Origin of the sequence: Nostoc sp. WHI (assembly GCF_015714725.1) — a bacterium.
Classification (GTDB): domain Bacteria; phylum Cyanobacteriota; class Cyanobacteriia; order Cyanobacteriales; family Nostocaceae; genus Nostoc.
The window spans coordinates 41,285-60,008 of sequence record NZ_WBKM01000331.1 but is presented as its reverse complement, the minus strand read 5'-3'; the positions used below and the strand labels follow the sequence as shown (position 1 = coordinate 60,008).

The 18,724-nt window shown below is 42.4% G+C and carries 18 protein-coding genes; 13 read left to right on the top strand and 5 right to left on the bottom strand.

Going from position 1 to position 18,724, the window contains the following annotated elements; translation table 11 throughout:
• Positions 1–75: 75 nt before the first annotated feature.
• Positions 76–246 carry a hypothetical protein gene (locus tag F8S12_RS33885; RefSeq protein WP_196520641.1) on the top strand — a complete coding sequence of 57 codons (171 nt, stop codon included), beginning with the start codon at positions 76–78 and terminating at the stop codon, positions 244–246.
• Here F8S12_RS33885 and F8S12_RS33880 read toward each other — a convergent pair.
• The 3 genes from F8S12_RS33880 to gnd are packed head-to-tail and all read right to left on the bottom strand — an operon-like array spanning position 243 to position 3,759.
• Positions 243–1,166, bottom strand: coding sequence for a Cof-type HAD-IIB family hydrolase (locus tag F8S12_RS33880; RefSeq protein WP_196520640.1), 924 nt, complete (start codon positions 1,164–1,166; stop codon positions 243–245). The genes F8S12_RS33885 and F8S12_RS33880 overlap by 4 nt on opposite strands.
• Before the next feature lie 38 nt (positions 1,167–1,204).
• On the bottom strand, positions 1,205–2,758 hold the full coding sequence (zwf, locus tag F8S12_RS33875; RefSeq protein WP_196520639.1) for a glucose-6-phosphate dehydrogenase: 1,554 nt from the start codon (positions 2,756–2,758) through the stop codon (positions 1,205–1,207).
• A 20-nt stretch (positions 2,759–2,778) separates the two neighbouring features.
• Positions 2,779–3,759 (bottom strand): phosphogluconate dehydrogenase (NAD(+)-dependent, decarboxylating), encoded by a 981-nt coding sequence (gnd, locus tag F8S12_RS33870; RefSeq protein WP_230968458.1) that lies wholly within the window; start codon positions 3,757–3,759, stop codon positions 2,779–2,781.
• Positions 3,760–3,788: 29 nt separating this feature from the next.
• Between gnd and F8S12_RS33865 the strand changes: the two genes are divergently transcribed.
• Positions 3,789–3,926, top strand: coding sequence for a hypothetical protein (locus tag F8S12_RS33865; RefSeq protein ID WP_196520638.1), 138 nt, complete (start codon positions 3,789–3,791; stop codon positions 3,924–3,926).
• Positions 3,927–3,970: 44 nt separating this feature from the next.
• Here F8S12_RS33865 and F8S12_RS33860 read toward each other — a convergent pair whose 3' ends face one another.
• Positions 3,971–6,847 carry a bifunctional transaldolase/phosoglucose isomerase gene (locus F8S12_RS33860; protein ID WP_196520637.1) on the bottom strand — a complete coding sequence of 959 codons (2,877 nt, stop codon included), beginning with the start codon at positions 6,845–6,847 and terminating at the stop codon, positions 3,971–3,973.
• A 113-nt stretch (positions 6,848–6,960) separates the two neighbouring features.
• Between F8S12_RS33860 and F8S12_RS33855 the strand changes: the two genes are divergently transcribed.
• From F8S12_RS33855 to F8S12_RS33840, 4 genes are all read left to right on the top strand, one after another.
• A complete protein-coding gene (locus tag F8S12_RS33855) occupies positions 6,961–7,170 on the top strand; it encodes a hypothetical protein (RefSeq protein ID WP_196520636.1) in 210 nt (69 codons plus the stop codon).
• A 1,056-nt stretch (positions 7,171–8,226) separates the two neighbouring features.
• Complete coding sequence (locus F8S12_RS33850; RefSeq protein WP_196520635.1) at positions 8,227–8,508, top strand: CDGSH iron-sulfur domain-containing protein; 282 nt, start codon at positions 8,227–8,229, stop codon at positions 8,506–8,508.
• Between the two features lie 220 nt (positions 8,509–8,728).
• Positions 8,729–9,946: a ScyD/ScyE family protein gene (locus F8S12_RS33845; RefSeq protein WP_196520634.1), complete on the top strand. Its 1,218-nt coding sequence runs from the start codon at positions 8,729–8,731 to the stop codon at positions 9,944–9,946.
• Positions 9,947–9,973: 27 nt separating this feature from the next.
• The gene (locus F8S12_RS33840) at positions 9,974–10,621 is read left to right on the top strand and encodes an NADPH-dependent F420 reductase (RefSeq protein WP_196520633.1); all 648 of its coding nucleotides are present in this window, start codon (positions 9,974–9,976) and stop codon (positions 10,619–10,621) included.
• A gap of 321 nt (positions 10,622–10,942) precedes the next feature.
• On the opposite strand, the gene F8S12_RS33835 is transcribed toward F8S12_RS33840, so the two are convergent.
• Positions 10,943–11,368, bottom strand: coding sequence for a nuclear transport factor 2 family protein (locus F8S12_RS33835; RefSeq protein WP_196520632.1), 426 nt, complete (start codon positions 11,366–11,368; stop codon positions 10,943–10,945).
• 734 nt (positions 11,369–12,102) lie between these two features.
• Between F8S12_RS33835 and F8S12_RS33830 the strand changes: the two genes are divergently transcribed.
• The 7 genes from F8S12_RS33830 to hxlA all read left to right on the top strand — a co-directional run bounded on the left by F8S12_RS33830 (position 12,103) and on the right by hxlA (position 18,711).
• Positions 12,103–12,606, top strand: a complete 504-nt coding sequence (locus F8S12_RS33830) for an SDR family NAD(P)-dependent oxidoreductase (RefSeq protein WP_196520631.1) — start codon at positions 12,103–12,105, stop codon at positions 12,604–12,606.
• Between the two features lie 82 nt (positions 12,607–12,688).
• Positions 12,689–13,351, top strand: coding sequence for a nuclear transport factor 2 family protein (locus F8S12_RS33825; RefSeq protein ID WP_196520630.1), 663 nt, complete (start codon positions 12,689–12,691; stop codon positions 13,349–13,351).
• 96 nt (positions 13,352–13,447) lie between these two features.
• Positions 13,448–14,455, top strand: a complete 1,008-nt coding sequence (locus tag F8S12_RS33820) for an aldose 1-epimerase (RefSeq protein ID WP_196520629.1) — start codon at positions 13,448–13,450, stop codon at positions 14,453–14,455.
• Positions 14,456–14,787: 332 nt separating this feature from the next.
• Positions 14,788–15,561: an SDR family NAD(P)-dependent oxidoreductase gene (locus F8S12_RS33815; protein ID WP_196520628.1), complete on the top strand. Its 774-nt coding sequence runs from the start codon at positions 14,788–14,790 to the stop codon at positions 15,559–15,561.
• Between the two features lie 87 nt (positions 15,562–15,648).
• Positions 15,649–16,491, top strand: coding sequence for a heme-binding protein (locus F8S12_RS33810; RefSeq protein WP_196520627.1), 843 nt, complete (start codon positions 15,649–15,651; stop codon positions 16,489–16,491).
• A 921-nt stretch (positions 16,492–17,412) separates the two neighbouring features.
• On the top strand, positions 17,413–18,009 hold the full coding sequence (hxlB, locus tag F8S12_RS33805; protein ID WP_196520626.1) for a 6-phospho-3-hexuloisomerase: 597 nt from the start codon (positions 17,413–17,415) through the stop codon (positions 18,007–18,009).
• Between the two features lie 63 nt (positions 18,010–18,072).
• A complete protein-coding gene (gene hxlA / locus F8S12_RS33800) occupies positions 18,073–18,711 on the top strand; it encodes a 3-hexulose-6-phosphate synthase (RefSeq protein ID WP_196520625.1) in 639 nt (212 codons plus the stop codon).
• Positions 18,712–18,724: the final 13 nt, after the last annotated feature.

Genomic DNA, 18,724 nt, shown 5'->3' with positions numbered 1-18,724 from the left:
GACATAGAGCAGACCCAGGTAATACATGCTTTTTTTGCCTTATGTCAAAAAACTGAGTCACTATATTAGGCTGTCTTGGCAAAAGTTAGACTACCTCTGTTTTTGGCGAAGGTATTGGATTTAGCAACGGCATTTCATGCCAACATCTACGGCAGAACCAATAAATATGGTTATTCCGAATATGTTGCAGCATTTTATGAGAGCAGTAAGGACAATTTTTCACCTCAAGGGTTGATCTGGATTTAATTAGTAGCTGCTGACTGCCTTGAGCTTTGATCGAGTAGTCGCTGTGAGCCGTTACTACCCAAAATGAACTGTTCCACTGCATTGGCAAATCCTTCCTCTTCATAGGAAGTCGTTACATATTGGGCCTGGCGCTGCACTTCGATACTGGCGTTGCCCATAGCAATGCTCAGACCGCTTTGTTTAAACATTGGTACATCGTTGGGCATATCACCAATGGTGGCAATCTCGTGAGCCGGAATTGTCAGGAGTTCACAAAGGCGCTTTACCACTTCTCCCTTGTTAGCGCGAGGGTGGGTAACATCTAAATAGTAGGGCTGAGAGCGCGCGGCAGAAACTTGCTCGCCATCACGGGAACTCGCGCCCGTCTCACAGCAGACTTGTTCACTGAATTCTCGCTGCACATCAACCTCGCATCGGGCTACTGCTTCCAAGTCATCACTGACGCCGACTATTTTGGCGACGTTGTTTAGCAGTCCATCAAAGTTGGATACAACGGTTGGTGAGAATTTAACCGTCCCTTCTTCGCGATCAACGTGAGAACCATGCCGCTCATGTACAAACCAATCGTTGTCTCGATAAATCCAAACATCCAGACCGTGAGCAGTGATGATTTCAACGACCTTTTGAGCGATCGCCTGAGTCAGGACATTCTGATCAATAATGGAAAAGTCAGAATTAAAAAACACTGCACCATTGAAGCCAGCGATCGGGGCAGTCAGGTTAAGTGCATCCACAATCATCTTCATCCCCAAGGGCGGGCGACCACTAGTGATGGTGAAGATAATCCCAGCCTCATTTAGCTTTTGGACAGCTGTACAGGTGCGATTTGTCAATATCTTTTCACGATTAACCAAAGTGCCGTCTACATCGGCAACCAGCAAAGAAATTTTAGATTGTTTGAACTGACTCGTTTGATTCATAATCCTGTCACTCTTATTCTTTAGAGGGTCGCATTCACTCAATGCTTGACTGGGGGACTCATATCGGCACTTGTTCTCCACTGCCGACCATCGCGTTGCAACAACTCATCTGCATCTTTTGGACCCCAAGTACCTGCGGCATAGTTGGGAAAGTTGCGCGGTGGCAAAGCTTTCCAGACATCCAGAATCGGACTGACGACCTTCCAGCCCAATTCCACATTATCTGCCCTCTGAAACAGGGTAGCGTCACCAATCATGCAGTCATAGAGTAAGGTTTCATAGCCCGTACTAGGCGTACTATTAAAGTAGTCAGTGTAAGCAAAATCCATATCCACCGCACCCATTCGCACCGTCGGCCCAGGAACTTTTGCCCCAAATTGCAAACTAATTCCCTCGTTAGGTTGGATCCGAATCACCAGAAAGTTGGGAACTAGCTGATCAACGGAGGTTTGGTGAAAAAGCAAGGACGGTACTCGCTTGAATTGGATGGCAATTTCAGTGACTCGCTGTGGTAGGCACTTACCTGTACGTAAGTAAAAAGGTACATCCGCCCACCGCCAGTTATCAATCAGCAACTTCATAGCCGTAAAGGTTTCCGTCCCAGAGTCAGGAGCAACGCGAGACTCTGAACGGTAGTTAGGTATGTGTTCTCCCTTCACTATCCCTTCGCCATACTGCCCGCGAACGGTATGAGTCAGTACATCATGGTGTGTTAGGGGTTGAATTGCCTTGAGTACTTTTGACTTTTCATCCCGCACCGCATCTGCTTCAAAGGAAACAGGTGGCTCCATCGCCATCATCGCCACCAGTTGGAATATATGGTTCTGAACCATATCGCGGATTGCCCCCGCTCCTTCATAGTAGCCACCTCTGCGTTCTACCCCAACAGTCTCAGCAACTGTAATCTGTACATGATCGATATAACGGTGATTCCAAATTGGCTCAAACAGTCCGTTGCCGAAGCGGAAGACGAGAATGTTCTGCACCGTCTCCTTACCCAGGTAGTGGTCAATCCTATATATTTGACTTTCTTTGAGAATTGTGGTGATGTTTTTGTTCAGAGCCTGAGCAGATTCCAGATCGTGTCCAAAAGGTTTTTCAATAATGACACGCCGCCAATTACCGTCTTCTTGGGTGAGTCCAACAGAGCCTAGTTGCCAGATGATGTCGCAGAAGAAATTCGGCGCAGTTGCTAGGTAGTAGAGATAGTTGCCTTGGGTGCTACACTCTTGATCAACCTGCATTAGCAATTCTTTGAGCTGATTGTAGGTGTGGGTGTCCTGGAAATCACCTGCTAGGTAATACAGCCGTTTCTCAAACCACTGCCAAAGTTGGGGGTCAATCTTGTTAGTGGAGAATTCTTCGATATCCCGACTCATTTGGGTACGAAAATCTTCGCTGCTCATGGGGGCACGAGTGACACCCACAATGGCAAACTCCTCAGGCAGCAAGTTATTGGATGCCAAGTTGTACAGGGCAGGGATCAGCTTGCGCTTAGTTAAGTCTCCAGCTGCACCGAAAATCACTATCACACAGGGATTTGCTGGTTGGTCTGGCAATTTAGTCAGGTTATTTGCTTTTGCAAAAGTCATGGTTTTATAAGTAATATCCCTTAGCTGTGTTGCTCAACGTGTCCGCCAAACTTGTAGCGCATGGCAGACAGGATTTTCTCCGCAAAAGTATGCTCTTGTCGGGAGCGGAAACGAGTATACAGGGCAGCCGATAGTACATCAGTCGGGACAGCTTCTTCGATCGCTGCGATAATTGTCCAGCGTCCTTCGCCTGAGTCCTGCACATACCCACTGTAGTTAGAAAGTGTGGGATTCTCTGCCAGTGCCATTGCAGTCAAGTCTAGCAACCACGACCCCACTACACTGCCCCGCCGCCAGACTTCGGCAATGTCTGCCACATCTAGGTCATAACGATAATCTTCACCCAGTTCCTCAGAGTAGGCATTGCGGAAAATGTCAAACCCTTCGGCGTATGCCTGCATTAGTGCATACTCAACGCCATTATGCACCATTTTGACGAAGTGTCCTGCTCCATAAGAACCACAGTGTAAGTAGCCCATTTCGGCAGTGCTTCTGAGGTCTTCTCTTCCAGGTGTCTTGGGAATATCTCCTGTTCCCGGAGCCAGGGATTTGAAAATGGGATCGAGGTAGCTGACAACCTCTGGTTTGCCGCCAATCATCAGGCAGTAACCCCGCTCTAATCCCCATACACCGCCGCTCGTACCGACATCAACGTAGTTGATACCTTTTGTGTTGATTAATTTGGCACGACGGACATCATCTTTATAGTAGGAATTGCCACCATCGATAACTATATCACCTGGTTCCAGCTTTTCAGCCAAAGTAGCGATCGTTTCCTCGGTTACATCCCCAGCAGGTAACATTACCCAAACAACTCTTGGCTTTGCGAGTAGATTTACAAAATCATCAAGTGAGGTGGCTGCTGTGGCACCTTCGCCTTCTAACTGCCGAACTTTGTCGGGGGTGCGGTTGAAGACTACGCACTCATGTCCATAGTGCATTAACCGTCTAACGATATTTGCACCCATGCGCCCAAGACCAATTACACCAATTTGCATCATTTTTCTCCTCTGTTGACTAAATACTTGCTATGAAGATGCACTATGTAGATTTTTGGGCGTTGCAGAGAAAGCAGGATGATTTTGCTAGTTTTCTGGGATGGGCATCTTGCCTACCCTACAAGAATCATCCCTTGATTCAGCAACGCCGATTTTTGAAATATCCGTAGGGTGTGTTAGCAATTGAGATCAGAATCGCTACATACCCTGGAACTTAGACCAAAACTTGCTTGATAAGTGTCTGTAATAGGTCTAAACCTGCTTGGACATCTTTACCAAAATGTAATCTTAAAGTTCGACGATTTCGCTCTGCTAATACCTGGAAATCACCCCTTGCTTGCGCTGCTTTTACAACTCCAAAGGTGTATTTTTGATTAGTTACAGGTAAATCAACGGCATCATCACTGGTGATTTGTAGAAAAACGCCAGTGTTTGGCCCACCTTTGTACGCCTGTCCTGTGGAGTGCAAAAAGCGGGGGCCGAAGCCCAAACAGGTTGCAACTTGCTTTGAGTCACGAACTAACTGCCGAATAACTTGCAATTGCGCTTTGTGGGATTCGTTCATTTCGACATAAGCTAGCAATGCAAAGTAATCTCCAGCTTCGAGTCGATTCAAGTGAGCGCCTAAATAACCAACTAGAGATTGGTCATGTCCCGTTGCTTCGGACAGGAATACAGCATTTTTGGGGTCAGTGAATAACTTAATGCCTGCTTCTGTTAAAATTGGTGTTTCGGGTGGCAATGACCCAGTTTTTTCATATTCAGCCGTCAATTGAAGAGTAGCAATTTTGCTAGCTTCCACATCAGGTTGGTTAAAGGCATTGATGCCAATAATTGACCCAGCAACCGCAGTGGCAATTTCCCAACGGAAAAACTCTTGTCCTAGCTGGTATGGATTAGCAACAGAAATGCGGACAATGGGCTGTCCTGCTTGTTCTAGCGCTAATAAGGCAGCATCTTGAGTTGGATCAGGGTCAGATTCCAGACGAATGTATACGAACAGGCGATCGCTACCGTATACTTTTGGTTCTCCTAATAATTCATGGTCAATTGGAATCAATCCCAAGTTATCTTTACCTGTAGACTCCGCCAGCAATTGCTCTAGCCATGCACCCAAATCTGCAATTAAGGGCGAGGTAATCAGCGTAATTTTATCTCTTCCTTGGTTTGTCAATACACCTAGAATAGTTCCGAGAACGACACCAGGATTATCCTCTGCTGGAACCGAAGGAGCGCAGGAATGAACCATCTCTTCAGCAGAGTCTAGCAGCTTGGCAACATCAACACCCATTACCGCAGCTGGAACCATCCCAAAGTTAGATAAGGCAGAATAGCGACCACCAATACTAGGCAGACCAAAGAAGATATGGCGGAAGTTGTCGCCCTCAGCAATGTGTTGCAGATGGGAACCAGGGTCTGTGATCGCGATGAAACGGTTTCCTGCTGATTCTTCCCCAAGAATTTGCTGCACCTGATCAAAGAAATATTGCTTGAAGATGTTTGGTTCTAGGGTGCTGCCAGACTTACTAGAAACAAGAAACAGGGTTGTGGTCAGGTTGATTTGATTTAAAAGCGTCTGAATCTGAGCTGGGTCAGTTGAATCTAGAACTAATAGTTCTGGATAACCTGCAATTTTCCCAAAAGTGAGCTTCATTACCTCTGGGCAGAGTGACGACCCACCCATACCAAGCAGCACAACGTGAGAGAAAGCTAAGTTTTTAACTTCTTGTGCTAGCTGTTTGAGGTGGTCAATTTGCGCTAACTGATCTTCAGTAATTCCAAGCCAACCCAACCAGCGATTTTCATCCGCGCCCGTCCACAGAGAAGCATCGTGCGACCACAGTCTGCGGATTTTGCCATTAACACGCCAGTCTTCTAGATGTACTTTAACTTTAGTAGCAAGGTCTTCTGGCAGTTTGTAGGATAAGGAGTCAAGTTTTGCCCCCAAAACGATTTCTCGCTTTTTCTCTACTGAACCCAACAATTGGTCAAAGGCATCGGAAAATAAATCTAATCCTTCAACCAGCAATTGATCTGTGACACTTTTAAAGGAAATACCTGCCCTTTGCAGCTTCAGCATCATCTCGGAAGCGATGTCAACGTTCTCTGACAAGCTAGGGCGAGGCTGTCCGTGGTCGCCAAAAGCTGCCAAAGTCGTAGGAGGAATTGTATTCACGGTGTCTTGACCAATTAATCCTTCCACATACAAAACATCACTGTATTGGGGATTTTTAGTAGCTGTGCTTGCCCATAGAAGTCGTTGGGCGTTAGCACCCAATCGAGCAAGTTTTTTCCAGCGATCGCTTTGATAAATCTCCTGGTAGCGTTGATAAGTTAGTTTAGCGTTGGCGATCGCTATTCTCCCAAGCATCACCTCAAGTAATCCCCGCTCATCTTTATTACTTGTTGTTTTGAGTTGAGCAGTGATCAGATTATCAATGGCGGTATCAATCCGGCTAATGAAGAAACTGGCAACACTATTCACTTGACTAACATCTCCACCTTTAGCAGCAAGTGCCTCTAGTCCGGCGATGTAGGCATTTGCAACCTGCTCATAGGCTTCTTGGGCGAACAGCAGCGTCACATTGACATTAATGCCATCGCTAATCAGTTGTTGAATGGCAAGGATACCTGCATCTGTAGCGGGAACTTTAACCAGCAGGTTAGGTCTTTTTACCGCTTGCCAAAGCCGATGTGCTTCTGAAATGGTTTCCTGAGTGTCGTGAGCCAAATAGGGTGAAACTTCCAGACTGACGTAACCATCTTGTCTGTTGGTTTGCTGGTAAATAGGTTGCAGGATATCTGCTGCGGCTTGGATGTCTTCAATTGCTAACTTTTCATAGAGCGAAATAGCATCTTGATCCTCACCATCCTCAATTGTCTTGATGGCATCATTGTAGTCAGTACTACCAGCAATGGCTTTCTGAAAAATTGCTGGGTTAGATGTAACCCCTCTTACACCATCTTCATCAATTAGGCGTTGCAGTTCGCCACTAGTAATCAGACTGCGCCGGATATAGTCCAGCCATATAGACTGTCCATAATTTTGTAATGCTTGCAAAGGATTGGTTATAGTTTGCGAAACGGTCATGATTTAGTTTCCTTAAGCTTTTGCTCATTGCACCTTGACTAGGAAAAAGATATTCTCAGGAATGAAGCCAAATTTCTTTAAATGTGAGACTCTGACAAGCAAAGAAAGATGTAATGGAAGCCTTTTTTTGTGTTAATTCACACATCCTTTGCCTACTACAGAGGTCATCGCCTAACTACGCGATCCCACTAGGTTCAAACAAGTCTGCTTGGCGATCGCAGTATGTAATTATCCGAGGAGAATGGCAAAACCCAACACTTCAATCATTAGCTCTTTCTTTGGGAGCAGTTCGTCAAATACATTCTTCACGTAGTTTGGACTGATTGCTGTATGTCCCTTGTCAATTCTTAAATTTAGAATTGCTGCCTTACTGTGGTATATGGTATTAAAGAAAAGAAATAGTATATAGGAATCATAAATTGTTTTTGAAAAAATCTTAAGTAGTCTTGTAGGGTGTGTTAGGGGAGCATATAGCGTTTCCTAATCACATAAGTTAATCGTAGCCCCCGCCTCGCTTGCGAGGCGGGGGTTGGGTTCTTGTACCTCACTCAACCTAGAACTGCTATAAAGCACTGAAAGCTTAGAATAATGGCTTACTTTCTGTCAACACACCCTACGTGGATTTCAAAAACCAAATCGGAGTCCTATGGTTATTATTATTTAGTTTCAAGCCTATCTTAACCACCAAAGATATACACGTTATTACTGAAGTTAAGGCTGTTATAGCGGTTCTCGTTTACGTGAGGTACACTCGTAGGGACACGGCACTGCCGTGCCCCTACTCGCAACATAATGTTGTACCGCATCTAAGTGGGAACCGTTATATAGCGTTTATTGTCTAGGTGATGTCCACTCTTAGAACTAAATCTCTTGTTGGGTAAAGGTTTTTGTGTACTTCATACGAGTGAGAACCCCTATAAGGGGACTTCCAAAGAATAAATTATCCAAAAGAAACTCAAGAAATACCATTTATTCAAGAATGATAATCATTGTGATGTGGTTAGCCTGTTAAATTCATGAACCACTAAACTCCAGTCCCAGAATTTTGCATTTTTTTAAATCTATATTCTTAAATTTATCCTTAATTTATCGATCTTCCATACTCAAAAATTGAGAAAAAGTCAAGAATTATTTATCTTGGTTAAGGCAGTTTAACAAACTAGCTGGACACAAAAACTGATTAAGGCATGTCTGTTTATGGCTTTATTGCTGCTTATATAGCGTTTCCTAATCACATGAGTACATCGTACTCCCCGCATTGCTTGCGGGTAGGGGGTGGGATTCTTGTACCTCACTCAACCGAGAACCGCTATATCGACGTTCTTATTCAACACACAAAGACAGTTTCTAATCAATCACACCTTAATAAGGAGAACACGATGAGTGAAACAATATCGGTCAATCAAGAACCAAATGAACCTATTCCAAATGAACCTATTATCGTTGACAAAAAACCAATAGTAATGGAACTGGAACCTGGTACATATCTCTGGTGCAAATCTGGGTACTCCAGTAATCAACCTTTCTGTAATGGTGCTCATAAAGGAACTGGATTCAAACCAATTAAATTTGAGATTACGGAAAAACAGCGCGTTGCTATTTGTCAGTGTAAATACACGAATAAGGCTCCATTTTGTGACGGTTCTCACCATAATCTATAAACATTAGGGCGAAACAATCTGTTATCAAAAGCAAAGATCAAACAATAACGAAAAATAAATCCATAGCACGGATACTCGAATTCCAGTTAGTGATAACCAAAACTGTAAAGTTTACACGTGAATAGAAGATTTTTCATAACAACAATAAAAGCAATACATGTTTAACCAAGTCAAACGAGATACATCCTGAATATAAAATTTTTATCACCTTAAAAAGAACATGAAAATGTCGAGATGGTATCATTGGGTTGAAAAAAAGACTAGCAAGCTATTGTTAATATCTTTACTGTCTCTAGGTTTAGCAGTCGCAGTACCTATGCTAGTTTCTGGGGTGCTAATACCAACTGTAAATGCACAGGAAAGCCTTACATCTACCAACTCGCAAGTAAAGATGAGCGTAGTTGCTAGAAACCTTAATAATCCCCGAGGACTTGCTTTCAAGTCTGACGGCGCACTTTATATTACAGAAGCTGGTATAAATGAGCAAGGAATAGAAATTCCGGGACCAGCGCCAGGTGTGATTTTAGATTTCGGCTCGCATGGCTCAGTGACTCGCCTTTATCAAGGAGTCCAAGAACGGATCATCACCGATTTGCCATCGATAACAGTAGAGACGAGAGGTACCCAGCTAACGCCGTCTGTCAATGGCAGCAGCCAAACTTTCGGTGTTAGTGACATAGCATTTGATCGAAAGGGAGATGCTTATATTGTCCTTGGTTATGCTACTAATCCAATTTATCGAAGCAACCTGGGTGAAGCTGGTGCAAATCTACCTTCACTTCTCAAGATAAACTTAACCCCAAAGGGTAAAGTCGTGTCGATCAAAAAAATCGCCGATTTCGCACAGTATGAATCACAGGCAAATCCATCTAATGACGATCTGGTTAGTGATCCCTGCTCTCTTTTAATCCAAGGCAACGATACTTTGGTCGTTGATGGAGGTGCTAACGATCTTCTACGCGTGAATCAAAAGGGGGATATCTCAACAGAGGCTGTTTTTAATCCCCGTTACTTTCCCAACATAGATTTCCCCGTGCAATCAGTACCTACAGCTATCACACTTGGTTTAGACGGAGCCTACTACGTAGGTGAATTCTCTGGATTTCCTTTCTTAGAAAATGTTGCACGTATCTTCCGCTTGAAGCGAGGTCAAGCGCCACAAGTTTATGCTGAGGGTTTCACTCAAATAATAGATATCGCTACCGCCCCTGACGGCGGTCTATATGTTCTCGAATACGCCTTCCACTCTCTGTTGTCAGGTGACCCAACCGGAATACTTATTCATTTGTCACCTTCTGGGCAACGTAAGACTCTGGTTAGCGATGGGCTAGTTTTCCCAACCGCTATGACTATTGGTACAGATGGAGCCATCTATGTTTCAAACTACGGCTCATATGCTGGAATTGGGCAAGTAGTCAAGATTAAGATTGTAAGTTAAATTTTGTAATTGATCGAAGGAGATTGCATGAATATTGGAATTATTGGTTCAGGAAATATGGGCAGAGCCTTGGGAAAAATCTGGAGCAACAAAGGTCACAAAGTGCTATTCAGCTACTCCCGTGAGCCAAACAATCTCCGTGCTCTTGTTGATTCCATCGCTCCCAGCGCTTTAGTTGGTACGCCTGCTGAAGCGGCACAGTTTGGAGAAGTAATTTTTCTTGCGGTGCCGTGGGTGGCAGTAGAGGATGCGCTCAGTGCTGCCGGGTCACTCGATGGCAAAGTACTGATCACATGTGTCAGTCCTCTGAAACCGGATTTTGAGGGATTAACGACAGGTATAACAGCATTCTTAGAAATTTCTGCTGCGGAAACAATTGCCCAGTTGGTTCCAACAGCCAAAGTAGTAGAAGCGTTTAACCTGACATTTGCAGAGATTTTGGAATCTGAATCGCGGCAGTTTGGTTCCGAGCAGGCGAGTGTTTTCTATTGTGGTGATGACGAACAGGCTAAGTACGTGACTGCGGAACTAATCAAGGAGAGCGGGTACGAAGCTATCGATGCCGGACCACTCAAAACAGCACGCACTTTAGAGTCTTTGGCGACTATTTGGGTGCAAATGGCTGTTGTAACAGGCATGTTCCCAAACGTCGCGTTAAAAGTGTTACGCCGTTAATAGAACTATGAAGTAAGGCAAAAGGGAAGAAGATTTGACTTGTTGATTTTATTAATAATGGCGATCGCTCGTAAATAGCTTTCATGACTCTATGAAGAGAATAATCTAGGCTAAATAACGAAAGCCATAATTGGTCGGGGAATCGCCCATGAATATAGAAACCAGGAACTTTTGTTTGTCTTACAACAAATTTGACAATTTATTACACTGTGTTTAAAATTTGAGCCAATAAAATTGGCTCAAATTTTTTGGAAAGTATTTTTATGGTTTTAGAACTTACGCAACTGGCAGATATTGCACATTTGGGATACTCCCAAACTTTTAGCCTTTACCCAATGAGGCAAATACTGGATTAATGTCCATGAAAATTTGCAGTTCTTGGATTAAGTCACCTTTAAATTGAATGAAATCCATCACAGGAAGTGTCACGGCAATGCCATCAAGACGGTAGTAAGTAACTTCCATCTTTAGGAATACCACATCTCCAATCTCCCATTCTTCCTTGATGTCGTGATATATACTCTTTACTTGTTGGCAAAAATCAACTAAAGAGTCCTTGATGGCTTTGTGTCCAACTAAAGTATCTAAGTTTCCAAACCTAAATTTTGCGCTTTCGGTGAGGAAAGTAACATATTTTTCTGAGGACTCGATTGGAGAATTTGGTACAGATTCCAGTGCTTCAAACAGAGTTTTAATTATTTGTGTTTTAGTTGATTTAACCGCTAAATTTGACATTGAAACTTTCATAATTAAGATGTAAATTTACTTTGACTATTTTTCGTAAATTTAACCAGTCAAGTTCACGATTTTAAGAAAAACTTATGCTTTTACGGAAAAAGTAACTTAAGATGCTTTAATTTTTGGAAAAATTACTGAAGCCAGTAGCTGATAGTGGAACTTAGACAAAAAACACCCAAGAAAGCCTTATATATACAGAGAGACTTTTACATCGTTTTGCTTGTTTTCTTAATATATCTAGGTTTCAATCATGAGTAAAAATTGCTACTTTTACTAAAAATTACTAACTTCGGTTTCATCATACTTAAAAAATATTTTATTTGTACTGTATTCTTTTTTATATCTGTGTTTTCTAACCATTATGTAGTTAAAATTGGAGATATAGCAGTTCTCCTTTACGTAAGGTACATCCGTAGGGGCAAGGTATGCCTTGCCCCTACGACACCCTGGAGTATGACATTGTACCGCATCTGAATGGGAACCGCTATAAACTGAACCTTACGTTTAAGACTTTGTAATAAAATATTATAAGTTTATTCTTAAAATACTGAACTTTGATGGTGATTATTTTTCAGAATAGATAAATTCAACACAGATTCTCGTGACTGAGAATTACTACAAAGTTGAATAGAGACATCTTATCGGTTCATTAAAATATTAGTCGACCTAAGGTTCGTCTTATTTGTTCCATAATATGGAACAAAGTTATAGAGGCTACAAAAATATAACCATGAGGTCAGTTCATGGATTTACATTTACGTGATAAGCGAGTTCTTATTACTGGTAGTAGTAGTGGGCTTGGTGCAGCGATCGCTAAAGCTTTAGCAAAAGAAGGTGCGATCGTTGTCATACACGGACGAAAGGAAGAGCAAGCCAATAAAGTGGCTCAAGAGATCAGTAAAAATGGCGGACAAGCTGTTGTTGCTATTGGAGATTTGACAACCAATGAAGGCGCAAGTCAAGTCGCCCAAAAAATACTATCAACTCTTGATGGTGTGGAAATTTTGGTCAATAATGCTGGCTCATACGAAGACCACAGCTGGATTGATAGTAAGCCAGAGGAATGGGCTAAAGTCTATAACGCTAACGTGATTTCTATGGTGCGGGTAATTCAGCTTCTTGTACCCCAATTGAAGGCTGCGGACATTTTATTCCTGAAGAACGTCCAGAGTACCTGGTTGAAAAGCTACTTCAGTTCTTTGGTGAGGATTACAAATCCTAATTCTAGGTTTGTGACTCTTACATAGAGCATTGATAATTTAGCTTCAGGCGGGGTTAATCACAAGTATCGATCCAATCAATCAACTGAAGAAGGAAATAGTTTTTGTTATGGGCGTTCAACTTTCTCTCTCCAACGATAAACATAATATCGAGTCCGAACTCTCAGTTTCAAATAATAGCGTTTTTAGTGAAACTTCAGACCAGAAAAGAAATATTTCACAGAGACTACCAGGAACAGCGTCAGAGATTGTAACGCGCTTATTTGCTAGAGGCGAAGCATTTGACTCGGAAGGATTTATTGAATTCTTTACCGATACCCCAGTGTATCAGTTTGGCAACTATGCGCCATGTTTTACTAAGGCTACCATCAAGCAATCTGTGGATGCATTTTTCAATCAGGTTTCTGCTTTATACCACGAAATTAAGATGACGTGGGAAGTTGGTGAGGTAGTATTCGTTGAAATGGATGTGATTTACTGGCGCAAGGATGGCTCTGTAATCACACTTCCTTGCTGCGATATTTTCAGGTTAGAGGGCGACAAATTCTCAGAATTGCGGATTTTTATGGATGCGAATCCTGTATCTAACCAGACCATTCCCGTTTCTAGCACATCTTCTGTATTGACTATAAGCCAAGGACATAAAATAACTCCACCAGGCATCATGAAAAAGTACTTCAACGAACATGATGAAGGAAAACAACGTGTAGCAGCAGGATTTGTCCCCAAATGGTCTGAAGAATCGTCTAAATGGTCGCTTGTTAAGGTATAACCTTCCGAACTTATAGAAAGACATAGAGTCGAACTTATGTACACGCACGGAAGAAAAGAGGGTTGTCGCATTAGTTTGGATTACACCTACAAGAGTATGCAAATTGCATACTTAGAGAACGAATTACTGCGGGTCGGAATACTATTGGAAAAAGGTGCAGACATCTTTGACTTCACCTACAAGCCTTACAACTTGGACTTCATGTGGCAATCACCGATTCCCATGCGACGCCCCTTTGTTGCGACTAGTGCGCTACCCGAAGGAGCTTTCCATGATAACTACTACGGTGGTTGGCAGGAAATATTACCTTCAGCAGGATGGGCGGCAGAACCCTATATGGGCGCTTCTCAAGGTCTGCATGGTGAATTATCACTCCTCCCTTTTGAGGCTACTATCTCTGAAGACACTAAAGAACAAGTCACTTTATATATGCGTGTACGTCTTTACCGTTCACCATTAATACTTGAGCGCACGATGTCACTCAAACGCGATATTGCTGCTTTGTTTATTCACGAACGTCTTGTCAACGAATCAATAGGTGAATTTGCCATTATGTGGGGTCATCATCCTGCTATTGGAGAGCCATTCCTGGATGATAGTTGCGTCGTTCAGACCCCAGCTTCCAAAGTTGAAGTGATGGCTTACCATAAAAATGGTCTGTGGGAACCAGGAGGAGATTATGATTTCCCTCAAGTCAAAAACCGACGTAGCGGAGTTATGCAAGACATTACCTCTATACTCTCTAGGGAAACTGAATCGGTTGATGTCGTCTTTTTCAAAGAATTAACCGAAGGTTGGTACGGTTTAACTAATCAAAGAAAACGTGTAGGCTTTGGGATGGTTTGGGACAAAGATCTGTTTAAATATCTTTGGATGTGGCAGGTTTACGGTGGACATACTGATTATCCTTGGTATGGGCGTACATATAATTGTGCTCTTGAGCCATTCACTAGTTTTCCTCCTTCTGGGATTAAGAATGCTGTTAAAAACGGTACAGCATTGACAATGAAACCAGGCGAAGTGATTGAAACGGAATTAATTGCTGTTGCTTACCAAGGAGAAGGTGTAAAACGTATTACTCCCGATGGAATTGTAGAGCAATAATAAGAGACTGTTGGTGAATTCACGATGGGTTAAACCCCCCACCCCCTAAAATCTTGATTTTGCGTTGTTTTCCCGCCCTACAATAAATTGCGGGCTAATAGCTAAAGTGGGTTGAAACGCACCGAAATTAAATAAATATAGGATTGATTGGATCTGATGGGTTAAACTCCCTATCAATTCGCTAACAGTCTCATAATAATAGGATTTACAGCAAATTACAGGTAGTGAATCGAGATACGATCGCTATTTCCACGACTCCCAAAGCCCTGATTTTTTTGTTCAGATGCGTAAGTCCTAATCCTTATAAATTGTGAATTTAGTGAGGTTGAATCATGAAGCTAAAAGATAAAGTTGCCATTGTCACTGGTGGTTCAAAGGGTATTGGCTGGGGAGTTGCTACAGTTTTTGCCAAGCAAGGAGCCAAAGTTACTGTTGTGGCTCGGGATGCTAAAGCGGGTGAGCAAACAGCTGAGGAAATTCGCTATAAAGGCGGTCAAGCTATCTTCATCCCCTGCGATATTTCCAACGAAGAAGAAGTTAAAGCAATGGTTGTTTCGACCATTGATACTTATGGTCAAATAGACATTTTAGTGAATAACGCAGGTGTTGGGATTTACAAGTCAGTATTGGAGACAACAAGCGAGGAATGGGATCATTGTTTAGCTATTGACCTTAAAGGTGCATTTCTCTGCTCCAAATATGCGATTCCTCATATGCAGGCTGTCGGGAAAGGTGTAATTATCAATATGTCTTCAGTCCACTCTCATGCCACAGTTAACAATGTGGCACCATATGCAGCTTCTAAAGGTGGAATGACTGCCTTAACCCGTAGTATGGCTATTGACTATGGCCCAACCATTCGGGTCAATGCAATTGCTCCTGGCTGGGTATGGACACCTCTGATTGAAAACCTCTTCAATAGCTATGACAACCCAGTTCAACAACGAGATATAGTCGAAAAAAGGCAGGTGATGAAGCGCCTCGGTACTCCTGAAGATATCGGTAATGCTGCTGCTTTCCTTGCTAGTGAGGAGGCATCTTTCATTACTGGCACGCAACTGTTTGTAGATGGTGGTCTGACATCTGTGCTTGAAGAATCTTGGTAAAGCAGAAAAACACAGATACGAAGAGTAAGGTTGGACTGATCACCTAAAGATAACAAAAAACAGCAAAATTTGGAATAACTAACTGTCATGCTTACACTCAAAGATGCACAAAAAATAGTTGCTTCTGCGGAACAAAAAGCTATTGAAATTGGTCAGCCAATGAATATAGCAGTGGTAGATCATGGGGCAAACTTAATTACTCATGTGCGTATGGATGGAGCCTGGATTGGCAGTGTTGACATTGCCATTAAGAAGGCTTATACTGCTCGCGCCTTCAATATCTCAACCAAAGAATTAGCAGCACACAGTCAATGTGGTGGAGAATTTTTTGGGATTCATGCATCTAACAATGGCAAAGTGATGATTTTTGCCGGTGGGATTCCCCTCAAGCAAAACGGTACAATTGTTGGAGCTATTGGTGTAAGCGGTGGTCCTGGTGAGCAAGACCAAGAAGTTGCCGAAGCTGGGGTTGCAGCTTTGACAATCATTGAAGGAATCTTCCACTGCAACGTGAATTGCACTGATCTTGATCGCTCACTGCCGTTCTACGAAATGCTTGGCTTTAAGGTTATAGCTGACTTCAGCAAAGGGATGAGTAGCACAGCTATGGCTAAGGCATTTGGATTACCATATGCAAAACTTCGAGGAGTCCACTTGATATTAGAAAATGATCCAAAAGCAACTCGAATTGACCTCGTTGAATTTCTTGACCCGAAAACAGAAGGACAACCTTATCCTAATCTAAACCATACTGGAGTGGCTCGCATCTGTCTTCGTACCAGCAACATCGATCAGGTATACGAAAATTTAAAGACACAGAGTGTAAATTTCTTGTCTGAGCCTCAAAAATTGCCTGGAACAGATGCTACTATCGTTTGCTTTACTGATCCGGATGGGAATGTACTAGAACTGCTAGAGGGAGCTATATAAAGATAGTTTGATTGCCTGTTTTAGGGGTATACTAAAAAAGTCTTAAAGTTCTCTAGATTTCTCAAGACTTTTTAGACTTGCTGAATGAAAGTATGAAAATTTTACACCTAGACAAAGATTGAATTCTTGTACTTTTGTACCATTAGGACAAGTTAAAGGAAGATTTTTCATTAGACAGTCAGTGGGTAAGCTGTTGCGTCTTTAATTTGCACTAATATTTTTTAAATATGATTTTAGGTCAGCATCTTGCCCGCCCTGATAATGCAAGTTGTATACGTAACAGCTTAATATCCCTCACTCATTTACCAACAGTCTCATTCTATTCTCCCAATACTTTTCAGACATCCTCCAAACTTGACTTTATCCATTTTTTATGAACGCGATCGCTAACTCTGAAACCGAATGGCACTAAGATAAGAAAAATAATCGAAGCAGCAGGGGGAGAAAGAAGAAGTTCCAGATGTGAAGGCGCAAGTGATAGAAATTCCCTTGTCCAACCCTTATGCTGGCTACTTTTAGGCTTAACTTAATGCCATTACGCTGAAATATTTGTGGGATTATCGGTTTACTTTTTTGATTTCACCGAGAATGTCAAAAGTTTGAATAATCTGGGGGCACCTTAAGAAATGTCTATGTGGTAGGACTTCTAAAAAACTTTGTAAACTACTGAGTTTTTCTCGTTCTCATCACTTTTCATAGGATGCAGAAAAGTCAGATTTATGATGGGACTTGATTAACAGCCTTAACTTCAGTAATAACGTGCAGATCTTTGGTGGTGAAGACAGTCCTGAAACTAAATAATAATAGCTATACCATTTCTCTTCTCCAATGCCATACATCACAGTAACGAGTTTTTTGCAACTATGGTAGCAGTTGGTTGCATGAGTATCAAACTTTAGTATTTGAGAGGAAAAGATAATCATGGCTAATATTGCTCAAACTGTCACTAACACAGACATCAAGGTAGGTCTTGGTAAAGCCATTGAATTAGTGTTAATCGAGAACAAACGCGTTTTAGAAAAAATCAGCTACCCAGCAATTGACCAGCTTGGGCAAGCAATTATGAATGCCCAAAGAATCTTTGTCATTGGTGAAGGTCGCAGTGGCTTAGTGATTCGGATGTTTGCTATGCGGTTAATGCATTTAGGCCGTCAGGTCTATGTGGTGGGTGAAACAATTACTCCGGCAATTCAGCAAGGGGATTTACTGATTAATTTTTCTGGTTCGGGTACGACAGAATATGTTTTAGGAATTGCTCACAAAGCAAAAAAAATTGGTGCATATGTTGCTAGTATTACAACCCAAACAGACTCTCCTTTAGCTAAAATTGCAGATTTTCTAATCATAATTGAAGCGGCAGCTAAACAAGATCATAGCCATCAACATTCACAACAATTTAGTGGGTCTTTATTCGAGCAATCATCCTTGTTAATATTTGATGCTTTGTTTCATATTATGTCTCAGAATTCAAGCAAAAGTTCTGAAACTCTTTGGTCTTTACACGCCAATCTTGAGTAACTAAATCAAAGTCTTCCTAGACTGTACTAAAGTACAAAATTCCCACAAAAATGAGGTTGTTTTATGAAGTTACAAGTTTCTGTAGATTTGTTGTCATTAGAGCAGGCAATGAACTTACTCAAAGAAGTTTCTCCTTATGTCGATATAATTGAAGCAGGCACTCCTCTTATTAAGCAAGAGGGACTGAAGGTTTTGGCAACTTTCAAACAATATTTTCCCGATAAGCTGATTTTTGCAGATATGAAGACGATGGACGCTGGAAGCTTAGAGGCTGAGATGGCATTCAAAGCAGGAGCGGACTTCACAACAGTCCTAGCTGTATCGAATGACAGCACGATTGAGGGTGCTGTTACTGCTGCTCGTAAATACGGAAAGTACGTCACTGCTGATATGATTTCTGTTTCAGATCGTGTGTCACGTGCGCGCAGCTTAGAAAAGCTAGGAGTTAATTACCTGGAACTACACTGCGGACTGGACGAACAGGCTCATCATCTGTGCGCTTCTACGGTAGATGATCTCACGGCTATACGAAGCGCAGTCTCAATTTCTCTTTCGGCTGCCGGGGGCATTAATGAGAAAACAATTCAGGAAGTAGAAGCAGCAGGAGCCGATGTAGCAGCAGTTGGTGCTGCCATCTACAGTGCTAAGTCTCCTGCCGAAGCCGCCCGTATTTTACGGGAAAAGATTAACTCAAAAGGATAACGACTGTTTAGGC

Coding starts and splice junctions, on each gene's coding strand:
- F8S12_RS33880 (WP_196520640.1), bottom strand. CDS start 1,166: ATGAATCAAACGAGTCAGTTCAAACAATCTAAAATTTCTTTGCTGGTT.
- zwf (WP_196520639.1), bottom strand. CDS start 2,758: ATGACTTTTGCAAAAGCAAATAACCTGACTAAATTGCCAGACCAACCA.
- gnd (WP_230968458.1), bottom strand. CDS start 3,759: ATGATGCAAATTGGTGTAATTGGTCTTGGGCGCATGGGTGCAAATATC.
- F8S12_RS33865 (WP_196520638.1), top strand. CDS start 3,789: ATGAAGATGCACTATGTAGATTTTTGGGCGTTGCAGAGAAAGCAGGAT.
- F8S12_RS33860 (WP_196520637.1), bottom strand. CDS start 6,847: ATGACCGTTTCGCAAACTATAACCAATCCTTTGCAAGCATTACAAAAT.
- F8S12_RS33855 (WP_196520636.1), top strand. CDS start 6,961: ATGGAAGCCTTTTTTTGTGTTAATTCACACATCCTTTGCCTACTACAG.
- F8S12_RS33850 (WP_196520635.1), top strand. CDS start 8,227: ATGAGTGAAACAATATCGGTCAATCAAGAACCAAATGAACCTATTCCA.
- F8S12_RS33845 (WP_196520634.1), top strand. CDS start 8,729: ATGAAAATGTCGAGATGGTATCATTGGGTTGAAAAAAAGACTAGCAAG.
- F8S12_RS33840 (WP_196520633.1), top strand. CDS start 9,974: ATGAATATTGGAATTATTGGTTCAGGAAATATGGGCAGAGCCTTGGGA.
- F8S12_RS33835 (WP_196520632.1), bottom strand. CDS start 11,368: ATGAAAGTTTCAATGTCAAATTTAGCGGTTAAATCAACTAAAACACAA.
- F8S12_RS33830 (WP_196520631.1), top strand. CDS start 12,103: ATGGATTTACATTTACGTGATAAGCGAGTTCTTATTACTGGTAGTAGT.
- F8S12_RS33825 (WP_196520630.1), top strand. CDS start 12,689: ATGGGCGTTCAACTTTCTCTCTCCAACGATAAACATAATATCGAGTCC.
- F8S12_RS33820 (WP_196520629.1), top strand. CDS start 13,448: ATGCAAATTGCATACTTAGAGAACGAATTACTGCGGGTCGGAATACTA.
- F8S12_RS33815 (WP_196520628.1), top strand. CDS start 14,788: ATGAAGCTAAAAGATAAAGTTGCCATTGTCACTGGTGGTTCAAAGGGT.
- F8S12_RS33810 (WP_196520627.1), top strand. CDS start 15,649: ATGCTTACACTCAAAGATGCACAAAAAATAGTTGCTTCTGCGGAACAA.
- hxlB (WP_196520626.1), top strand. CDS start 17,413: ATGGCTAATATTGCTCAAACTGTCACTAACACAGACATCAAGGTAGGT.
- hxlA (WP_196520625.1), top strand. CDS start 18,073: ATGAAGTTACAAGTTTCTGTAGATTTGTTGTCATTAGAGCAGGCAATG.